The 9,521-nt window shown below is 69.9% G+C and carries 8 protein-coding genes and 1 pseudogene; 5 read left to right on the forward strand and 4 right to left on the reverse strand.

Annotated elements, in window-relative coordinates:
• The coding region (locus tag AB0J09_RS44730; RefSeq protein WP_360705414.1) for a Wzz/FepE/Etk N-terminal domain-containing protein at positions 1-346 on the reverse strand (346 nt) is incomplete at its 3' end.
• A gap of 260 nt (positions 347-606) precedes the next feature.
• Between AB0J09_RS44730 and AB0J09_RS44735 the strand changes: the two genes are divergently transcribed.
• Positions 607-1,683 carry a hypothetical protein gene (locus AB0J09_RS44735; protein ID WP_360705417.1) on the forward strand — a complete coding sequence of 359 codons (1,077 nt, stop codon included), beginning with the start codon at positions 607-609 and terminating at the stop codon, positions 1,681-1,683.
• Here the strand turns inward: AB0J09_RS44735 and AB0J09_RS44740 are convergent.
• From AB0J09_RS44740 to AB0J09_RS44750, 3 genes are all read right to left on the reverse strand, one after another.
• Positions 1,628-2,503 carry a sulfite exporter TauE/SafE family protein gene (locus AB0J09_RS44740; protein WP_360705420.1) on the reverse strand — a complete coding sequence of 292 codons (876 nt, stop codon included), beginning with the start codon at positions 2,501-2,503 and terminating at the stop codon, positions 1,628-1,630. The two genes, AB0J09_RS44735 and AB0J09_RS44740, sit on opposite strands and share 56 nt — an antisense overlap.
• Complete coding sequence (gene cysC, locus AB0J09_RS44745) at positions 2,500-3,714, reverse strand: adenylyl-sulfate kinase (protein ID WP_360705423.1); 1,215 nt, start codon at positions 3,712-3,714, stop codon at positions 2,500-2,502. The genes AB0J09_RS44740 and cysC overlap by 4 nt, the downstream gene beginning before the upstream one ends.
• Before the next feature lie 171 nt (positions 3,715-3,885).
• Positions 3,886-4,605 carry a class I SAM-dependent methyltransferase gene (locus AB0J09_RS44750; protein ID WP_360705426.1) on the reverse strand — a complete coding sequence of 240 codons (720 nt, stop codon included), beginning with the start codon at positions 4,603-4,605 and terminating at the stop codon, positions 3,886-3,888.
• Between the two features lie 62 nt (positions 4,606-4,667).
• Here AB0J09_RS44750 and AB0J09_RS44755 point away from each other — a divergent pair, with 62 nt between their 5' ends.
• The 4 genes and pseudogenes from AB0J09_RS44755 to AB0J09_RS44770 form a co-directional block, all read left to right on the forward strand.
• Positions 4,668-5,030, forward strand: coding sequence for a signal peptidase I (locus tag AB0J09_RS44755; protein ID WP_360705429.1), 363 nt, complete (start codon positions 4,668-4,670; stop codon positions 5,028-5,030).
• 91 nt (positions 5,031-5,121) lie between these two features.
• A complete protein-coding gene (mfd, locus tag AB0J09_RS44760) occupies positions 5,122-8,610 on the forward strand; it encodes a transcription-repair coupling factor (protein ID WP_360705432.1) in 3,489 nt (1,162 codons plus the stop codon).
• Between the two features lie 29 nt (positions 8,611-8,639).
• Positions 8,640-9,245 carry a hypothetical protein gene (locus AB0J09_RS44765; protein WP_360705434.1) on the forward strand — a complete coding sequence of 202 codons (606 nt, stop codon included), beginning with the start codon at positions 8,640-8,642 and terminating at the stop codon, positions 9,243-9,245.
• Positions 9,246-9,248: 3 nt separating this feature from the next.
• Positions 9,249-9,521, forward strand: a pseudogene (locus AB0J09_RS44770) (nucleoside triphosphate pyrophosphohydrolase); the annotation flags it as partial.

A 9,521-nucleotide genomic window follows, 5' to 3' on the forward strand; every position in this document is an offset into this window, starting at 1 on the left:
GCCATCCCCGCCCCCCGCGGGGGGGGCTTGACCTCGCCCGGCGGCGGGGGGGGGTTCCCCCTCGCCGCGGTGGGGGGCGGGGGCGCCGGCCAACGACGGCGGACTGCGCGACCTGCGCCTCGGTGTCGAGGTTGAGCGGCTCGCGCTGGCGGCTGGTCACCTGGTTGGCCGGCTCCTGCGAGCCGACCGGCATGACCAGCACCTGCGTGGTCGCCGTGTAGGAGGGCGGCGTGAGCCGCATGAGCGCGAGGCCGGCCGTGCCGCCCAACACGACGCAGCCCACCAGGAGCAGCCATCGCCTGCGCAGCAGCGAAAGGTGCTCGTCCAGGTCCGTGCCTGAGCTCATTGGGGAGGGTCTCCTGGAATTGCGTCGAGATGTGCGCCCACTATAGGGCGGACGATTATCAGCCAAGCCGAATACCCAAGATTTTCTCGAGTCGGGTACAAGGTAAAGCCGTCTATAAATTGAAATGTCCGGAAAGTGCCTTCGGGCTTTCGCCTGCCGTCAGCTGGAGAGACTCGGCACACTGGCTGAAGTTCGAGGAACGACATGGCAAGGTTCAGGTTTGATAGGCGGGGGTCATTCGACAAGGGGGTTGAAAGGCTTTGCAGCTACGGGGAATTTCTCATACCACCACGAACACCGCGGTCATTCTGGTCGTTATCGCGGTGCTGGCCGCCTGCTCCACGGCTGAGGGCTCCAACGCGCGAGCGCCCGTGGCCGTCAAGGAAGCCTCCGGCTCGCCGCCCTCCTGTACGGCGACCTCCAGGCTCATACCGTCCTGCGGCGCCTGGTGGGGCATCGCGCCGGAGGTCTTCACCGGTGAGCAGCCCGAGCACGCCCTGCGCGGCGCCGAGGCGCGCATGGGGGCCTCGGCCGACGTGGTGCACGTCTACCACCGGGGCAGCGAGCTGTTCCCCACCAACGCGGAGATCAGGATGGCCCGCGACCCGGCCAGGCCCCGGCTGCTCATGATCAACTGGAAGCCGTCGTTCGACCGCACCTGGGCCGAGATCGCCGACGGGGCGCTCGACGCCAGGATCGACCGGCTGGCCGGATACCTCAGGCGCACCTTCCCCGAGCGGTTCTTCCTCACCCTCCACCACGAGCCGGAGAACGACGTGGACGCCTCGTCGGGCTCGGGCATGCAGGCCACCGACTACGCGGCCATGTTCCGGCACGTCGTGCTCAGGCTGCGGTCCGACGGCGTGAAGAACGCGGTCATGGTCATGACGTACATGGGGGCGCCCAACTGGGCGGCCGAGCCCTGGTTCGAGGACCTCTACCCGGGAGACGACGTGGTCGACTGGGTGGCCATGGACCCGTACGCCGACGGCAAGGTGAACGACTTCGAGGGCCTGGTGAACAAGACCCGCAAGGAATATCCGGACTGGCCGGGGTTCTACCGGTGGATGCAGGCACGCTTCCCCGGCAAGCCGGTCATGGTAGCCGAGTGGGGTGTGTTCGAGCGGACGGACGACCGGTCGTTCAAGCGCGCGTTCTTCGAGTCGGTGCGGCGGCAGATCAAGCGGTATCCGCAGATCAAGGCGCTGCTGTACTTCGACTCGCCGCACGCACCGCGCGGCGACACCAGCTTCGACGCCGGCACGGGCGCCGGCCGGGCGTTCAGCGAGCTGGCTCGAGATCCGTACTTCCGCGCGACGCCCGTCCCGCGGCCGTGACCCGCCACCCCACGACCGTGATCACGGTTGCGGCCACGAGGGCCCACACGGTGAACGTGGTGCTCGCGTCGAGCAGCTTGAGGGCGGAGGCGAGCAGCACGATCGCCAGCAGCGCCCTGATCAGGCCGCCGGGGGCGCGAGAGGAGATCCTGGCGCCGAGGTAGACGCCCGGGATCGAGCCGATGAGCAGCGACAGCGTGAGGTCCAGCTGGAAGTCGCCGAACAGCACGTGCCCGAGCGCGGCGGAGGCGACCAGCGGCACGGCCTGTACGAGGTCGGTGCCGACGAGCTGGTTGGCCTTGAGTGCCGGATAGAGGGCGAGCAGGGCCACGATGATCAGAGATCCGGATCCGACGGACGAGACGCCTACGACCAGTCCGCCCACCGTACCGACCAGTAGGGTCGGAATTGGGCGCACGACGATCTCGTGCGCGTTCGACGCCCCTCCCCGCCCGCCGAGCCAGCTCTTGAGGGCCATGCCCGCCACGGCCAGCAGAAGCGCCACGCCGAGCGCGTACTTCACCGCGTCGGTGACCGCGAACGCGCGGGCCAGGAACACCCCGCAGAAGGCGGCCGGCACCGAGCCCGCGCACAGCCAGCCGACCAGGCGCAGGTTGACCGTGCCCCGGCGCAGGTGCACGAGGCTGCCTACCGGCTTCATCACGGCGGAGGCGACCAGGTCGCTGGAGACGGCGGCCAGCGGCGGGACGTTGAAGAACAGCATCATCATCGGCGTCATGAGCGCGCCGCCGCCCATCCCGGTCAGCCCGACCACGATCGCGACGAGGAAGGACCCGCCGATCAGCGCCCAATCGATCAACGGACCCAGCCTCCAGACCTGAGCGTCCCCAGGACCTGGGAGACGGCCGCGTCGATCGAGATGTGCGTGGTGTCGATCACCAGGTCGGCGTCGTCCGGCTCCTCGTAGGGATCGGAGATGCCGGTGAACTCGGGGATGAGCCCGGCGCGCGCCTTGGCGTACAGGCCCTTTCGGTCGCGCCGCTCGCACTCCTCCAGCGGCGTCGCGACGTGCACGAGCAGGAAGTCCGCCCCGACCGACTCGACCATTTCGCGGACCTCCTCGCGCGTGGCCGCGTAGGGGGCGATGGGCGCGCAGATGGCCAGGCCGCCGTGGCGGGCGGCCTCGGCGGCCACGAAGCCGATGCGGCGGATGTTCAGGTCGCGGTCGGCCTTGGAGAACGTCAGGCCCTTGGACAGCAGGTGGCGCACGACGTCGCCGTCGAGGTAGGTCACCGTGCGGGTGCCGAGCTCCAGCAGCGTGTCACGCAGGCCGCGGGCGATAGTGGACTTGCCGGAGCCGGACAGGCCGGTGAAGAAGACCACGAGGCCCCGGCGGTGCGGGGGGCCGGGAATGTGCACGGGGTCGGGGCCCGCCAGGTGCTCGGTGGCGCCGTAGGCGGTGGCGACGTGCTCGCGCAGCTCCAGGTCGATCTCGGGCTCCTCGCGGGGCGCCAGGGGCACGGAGACGACGATCGTGTCCTCGGGCAGCTTCTCCTTGGCGCGGAGCGCGGCGCGTACGACCGCGGGGCCCGCCTCGCCGTACGAGAGGGGGAGTAGCATGATCACCGCGTCGAGCTCCTTCGCGGTGTCGACGATCTCGGAGAGATCGTCGAGGGGGCCGCGCATGGTGACAGCGAGCGCGGGACGCCCGCCGAGCTCGGCCTTGACCTCGGCCGGGGTGAGCCGCAGGCGCGCGAACGGGCCGTGCTCGGGCGCGCCGAGGCCCTTGACGGGGCCGGAGGTGAGTCCGTCCGGCTCGTGGGCGGTCACCGTGAGCGTGGCCAGCGGCAGGCCCTCCGGGTCGAGGAGTGTGACCTCGTCGCCGGGCGAGACGTCGGCGGGCAGGTGGAGCGTGACGGGCGCGGGCCACGGGGTGCCGTCGGCGAGCGTGCCGCGCTCGTGCACCGCGTGGAGGTCATCGTGGCCGAGGAACCCGGTCAGCGGCTCGAACGCGCCGGACAGCAGCAGCTCGAGGTCGGCCAGCTCGCGCGGGTCGGGGGTCCACTCCACGTCTGCAACATCCCAACTATTCCGATTGAATTGGTAGGAAAGGAGTCTACCGATTGATGTGGGTGTGTAGCTAGACCCGTCTTCCGCACTTCGGTGGAGATCCCTTCGGGAGGAGGATCAAGGGCCCGCGGTGGCCGAGCTGCGACGAAGCGGCCGCCGCCGAGAACAGGGCTAGAGGAGCCGGGCGAAGTGGTGCTGTGGCTTCCTGATCACCATGGTGATCTCGTCGTGGGTGGCGAGGTACCGGCCGTTGGTCAGCTTGGCGGCCGCGGCGACCGCGGCGACGGCGATCCCGCGCCAGCGCGCAGGGCCGCTGGTGTTCCGCTCGTCGTCGGTGATCATGAGGCCGCGGCTGAGGCAGAACGCGTGCATGCCGTCGCTCGAGGCCAGCGGTTCGTACACGGTCGGGAACGGGCCCGGCGTGCCGGGGGCGACGAGCACGCGCCACAGCGGGCGGCGCAGCCACGACGGCGTGATCCGGTCAAGCAGGCCGTAGGCGGACCTGCGGTCGCGCATGCGCAGCAGCACCAGGCCCCCCGGGCGCAGCGACTGCAGCAGCCGGTCGAACACGAGCTCCGCGTGCCTGATCCGCTCGAGCAGGAACGACACCTGGATCACGTCGTAAGACCTGGGCGTCAGCGGCACGCTGCGCAGGTCGCCCAGCGTCCACGACACCAGGTCGGCGCGCTCCCCCAGCACGGCCCTGATCGAGGGGTGGTCCTCGTCGACCCCGGTGGCTCTCGTCTCGATCCGCTCCAGTTCCAGCGGCTCGTCGTGCGCGCACCCGGCGACGAGCACGTCGAGCCGCCTGCCGAGCAGGCCGGCCCAGTGCTCGCGGACCCGCTGACCGAAGAGATCGCCTCTTTGGGCGACCGATCGCACCTCAGACATGTCACCTACAGTAATCAACCAATCCGATTCAGTAAGGCATTTCCCTGCTAGCGTCCTGGGCCGTGAGCGATGTGGTCTATGTGGGGAAAGCCGGTGTCGACGCGGCCGCGGATCGGGGCTGGCTGCTGGGTCATTTCAAACCCCTCGGCGATCCAAGACACAGCGACGATGTGGAGATCAAGTGGGGCGTGCACCCGCCCGGCGACGAGCGGGGGGAGTGGGTCGAGGGGGAGGAGCGCACCGCCCTGCTGGTGCTGATCAGCGGCCGGTTCCGGGTGGAGCTGCCGGGCCGGAGCGTGCTGCTGTCCGAGCCGGGTGACTACGTGGTCTGGGGGAAGGGCGTCGACCATTCGTGGTACGCGGAGGAGGCCTCGACCGTGCTCACCGTGCGCTGGCCCTCCGTGCCTGGCTATCGGATCGGTTGAGGACGACGGCGAGTACCCTTGGAGAGAACCCCCGCGACCTGACTCGGCCGGGGGTAGTCGTGTTGCCGTCGTGGGGCTGTGGGCGTATCTGATGAGTCTTTCCGGACTACTTGACCTTGTTCGCGCCGACCCGAAGTTGACCGCCGCTCTCGAAGAGGGCGGCGATGTCGCGCTGATCGCGCCAAGCGCGCTGCGGCCGTTCGGCGTGGCGGCGCTGGCCACGCACGACCAGCGGACAGTGCTCGCGGTCACCGCCACGGGGCGTGAGGCCGAAGATCTCGCCGCGGCCTTGACCAGCCTCGTCGAGCCGAGTTCTGTGGCGGTGTTCCCGGCGTGGGAGACGTTGCCGCACGAGCGGCTCTCGCCGCGCAGTGACACGGTGGGGCAGCGGCTGGCGGTCCTGAGGCGGCTGGCGCACCCGGTCAAGGGCGACACGGCGGCCGGGCCGCTCAGTGTGATCGTGGCGCCGGTCAGGGCGCTTTTGCAGCCGATCGTGAAGGGGCTCGGCGATCTCGAGCCGACCAGGCTGCGGGCGGGCGACGACGCCGATCTCGAGGAGGTCGTCGACCGCCTGGTGACCAACGGCTACCACCGGGTCGACATGGTGGAGAAGCGCGGCGAGGTGGCCGTGCGCGGCGGGCTGCTCGACGTGTTCCCGCCGACCGAGGAGCACCCGCTGCGGCTGGAGTTCTGGGGCGACACGGTCGAGGAGATCCGCTGGTTCAAGGTGGCCGACCAGCGCTCGCTCGAGGCGGCGGAAGGCGGGTTGTTCGCGCCGCCGTGCCGGGAGCTGCTGCTGACCGACGAGGTCAGGGTACGGGCGCGGGAGCTGGCCGAGCAGTACCCGCCGCTGGCCGAGGTGCTCGACCAACTCGCCGAGGGCACGCCGGTCGAGGGCATGGAGGCGTTCGCGCCCGTGCTGGCCGGGGAGATGGACCTGCTGCTCGACCACCTGCCGGTGCGGTCCGCGGTGTTCGTGTGCGATCCCGAGCGGATCAGGGGGCGGGCCGAGGAGCTCGTACGCACCTCGCAGGAGTTCCTGGAGGCTTCCTGGATCAACGCGGCGGCCGGCGGCGAGGCGCCCATCGACCTGGGCGCGGCGGCGTTCCGCACGCTGGAGGAGATCCGCGACCACGCCGACGTGCTGGGCCAGCCGTGGTGGACGATGGCGCCGTTCGGCGGCGGGGTCGAGCTCGACGCTCAGGACTCCGAGGCCTACCGCGGCGACACCGCCAAGGCGCTGGCCGACATCAAGGGCTGGCTGGCCGACGACAAGGCCGTCGTGCTGCTCAGCGAGGGCCACGGGCCCGCGGAGCGCATGGTGGAGCTGCTCAAGGGCGTCGACGTGCCCGCCAGGCTCCAGCAGTACCTGGACAAGGCGCCCGAGCCCAAGGTCGTCCACGTCACGACGGGCCTCATCGAGCACGGCTTCATCACCCCGAGCCTGGCCGTGCTCACCCATCTCGACCTGGTCGGGCAGAAGGCGTCCACCAAGGACATGCGGCGGCTGCCGTCGCGCCGCCGCAACATGGTCGACCCGCTCCAGCTCAAGGTCGGCGACCACGTGGTGCACGAGCAGCACGGCGTGGGCCGCTACGTCGAGATGGTCCAGCGCACGGTCCAGGGCGCCACCCGCGAATACCTGGTCATCGAGTACGCCAAGGGCGACCGGCTCTACGTGCCGACCGACCAGCTCGACGAGGTCACCCGCTATGTCGGAGGCGAGGCGCCCACGCTCAACCGCATGGGCGGCGCCGACTGGGCCAAGGCCAAGTCCAGGGCGAAGAAGGCGGTCAAGGAGATCGCGGGGGAGCTGATCAGGCTCTACTCCGCCCGCATGGCCTCGCCGGGCCACGCCTTCGGGGACGACACGCCGTGGCAGCGGGAGATGGAGGACGCCTTCCCGTACGCGGAGACCGGCGACCAGCTCGAGGCCATCGACGAGGTCAAGCGCGACATGGAGCGCGGCGTCCCGATGGACCGGCTGATCTGCGGCGACGTCGGCTACGGCAAGACCGAGATCGCGGTGCGGGCGGCGTTCAAGGCGGTGCAGGACGGCAAGCAGGTGGCCGTGCTGGTGCCGACGACGCTGCTGGTGCAGCAGCACATGTCGACGTTCACCGAGCGCTTCTCCAGCTTCCCGGTCACTCTCAAGCCGGTCTCCCGCTTCCAGACCGACGGCGAGGTCAAGGGCACGCTCGAAGGGCTCAGGTCGGGCGCGGTCGACGTGGTGATCGGCACGCACCGGCTGCTCAGCCCCGAGGTCAGGTTCAAGGACCTCGGGCTGATCATCATCGACGAGGAGCAGCGGTTCGGCGTCGAGCACAAAGAGGCGATGAAGCACCTGCGTACGCAGGTCGACGTCCTGGCCATGTCGGCCACGCCGATCCCGCGCACGCTGGAGATGGGTCTGACCGGCATCCGCGAGATGTCCACGATCCTCACGCCGCCCGAGGAGCGGCATCCGATCCTCACGTTCATGGGGCCGTACGAGGAGAAGCAGATCGGGGCCGCGATCAGGCGCGAGCTGATGCGCGACGGGCAGATCTTCTTCGTGCACAACCGGGTGGCCTCGATCAACCGCGTGGCCGCGCGGCTGCGCGAGCTGGTGCCCGAGGCGCGCATCGCGGTGGCGCACGGGCAGATGAACGAGCACCAGCTCGAGAAGATCATGGTGGGGTTCTGGGAGCGGGAGTACGACCTGCTGGTCTCCACCACGATCGTCGAGTCCGGGCTCGACGTGCCCAACGCCAACACGCTGATCGTGGACCGGGCCGACAACTACGGACTGTCCCAGCTCCACCAGCTCCGAGGGCGCGTCGGGCGAGGCAGGGAGCGCGGTTACGCGTACTTCCTCTACCCGCCGGAGAAGCCGCTGACCGAGACCGCCCACGAGCGGCTGGCCACGATCTCGCAGCACACCGAGATGGGCGCGGGCATGTACGTCGCGATGAAGGACCTGGAGATCCGTGGCGCGGGAAACGTGCTGGGGGCCGAGCAGTCCGGGTTCATCGCGGGCGTCGGCTTCGACCTGTACGTGCGGCTGATGGCCGAGGCCGTGCAGGAGCAGAAGGCCAAGCTCGACGGCGCCGAGGTGCGCGAGGAGCAGCAGGACGTCAAGGTCGAGCTGCCGATCAACGCCCACATCCCGCACGACTACGTCACGTCCGAGCGGCTGCGGCTGGAGGCGTACAAGCGGATCGCGGCCATCGCCACCCACGCCGACATCGACGAGGTGCGCGAGGAGCTGACCGACCGCTACGGCAAGCCGCCCGCGGAGGTGGACAACCTCCTGGAGGTGGCCAAGTTCCGGATCAAGGCGCGCCAGGCCGGGCTCACGGACGTCACGCTGCAGGGCCAGAACATCAAGTTCGGCCCGGCGAGCCTGAGGGAGTCGCAGCAGGTCCGGCTCGACCGGCTCTACAAGAAGGCGATATACAAGCAGGCGGCCGAGACGCTGCTGGTGCCGGTCCCCAAGACCAAGCCGCTCGGGGGGCAGCCACTACGCGATCTCGACCTGCTCAAATGGTGCGGTGACCTGGTCGAGGCACTGTTCCTCGAGCCAGCGCGGGTAAGCTAGCGGCGGTTTTCGGTCGGAAAGGGACGCACGTGAAGTCGATACGAGTGGCTGTGGCCGCCGCGGCGGTGGGCATCGCCCTGACCGCCTGCTCCTCCCCAGTGCAGGCCGGGGCCGCGGCCGTGGTGGGGAACGAGCGCATCTCGACGAGTCAGCTCACCACGGACGCGGAGGCCTACAAGGCCGCGCTGAAGAAGAACAACCTGGACGAGGCGGCGCTCGGCGTGCCGGTCACCCAGTACGTGTTGCAGCGGCTCGCCGACATCAGCGCGGCCAGGCAGTTCATGGCCAGCCGCAACGTTCAGGTGACCGACAAGGAGATCGACGCCAAGCTCCTGGATCCCGGCCAGTACCAGAACGCCCAGATCAACCTGCTGGCCCTGGGCGTCGCGCCGACCTACGCCCGCGAGTACGCGCGCACGGCCGTCGGGATGACCAAGCTGCAGCAGGCGGCCGGCCAGGCCGGCACGGACCAGCTGCGCAAGGAGTTCTCCGCGATCAAGACGACCTTCAACCCCCGTTTCGGCGTGGTGAACCCGTCGCCGTCGCAGGAGAACCCGTCGCTGTTCATTGACGCGGGCCGGTTCGGCAAGGCCGCCACCCAGCAGGCGCAGCAGCAGCAACAACAGCAGGGTTAAGACGTGCCGCTGATCGTCGTCACCACCTCGCCCAGGATCGCTCCGGGCCTGCTGAGCCACCAGGCCTGGCAGGCGCTGCGCTCCGGGCCGGTGCTGACCGGCTCCGCCGCGCACCCGCAGCTCCCGTACCTGGAGGAGGCGGGGGTCTCCGTCGAGGTCGTGGAGCCCGACCCGCAGGGGCTGGCGGTGCGGGCGGTCGGCGAGACCGTCGTGTGGCTCGCCTCGACGTCCGAGAAGGACGCCGAGGACTTCATGCGCGCGGTGGGGCACGCCGCG

Source organism: Nonomuraea sp. NPDC049784, assembly GCF_040659615.1.
GTDB lineage: Bacteria > Actinomycetota > Actinomycetes > Streptosporangiales > Streptosporangiaceae > Nonomuraea.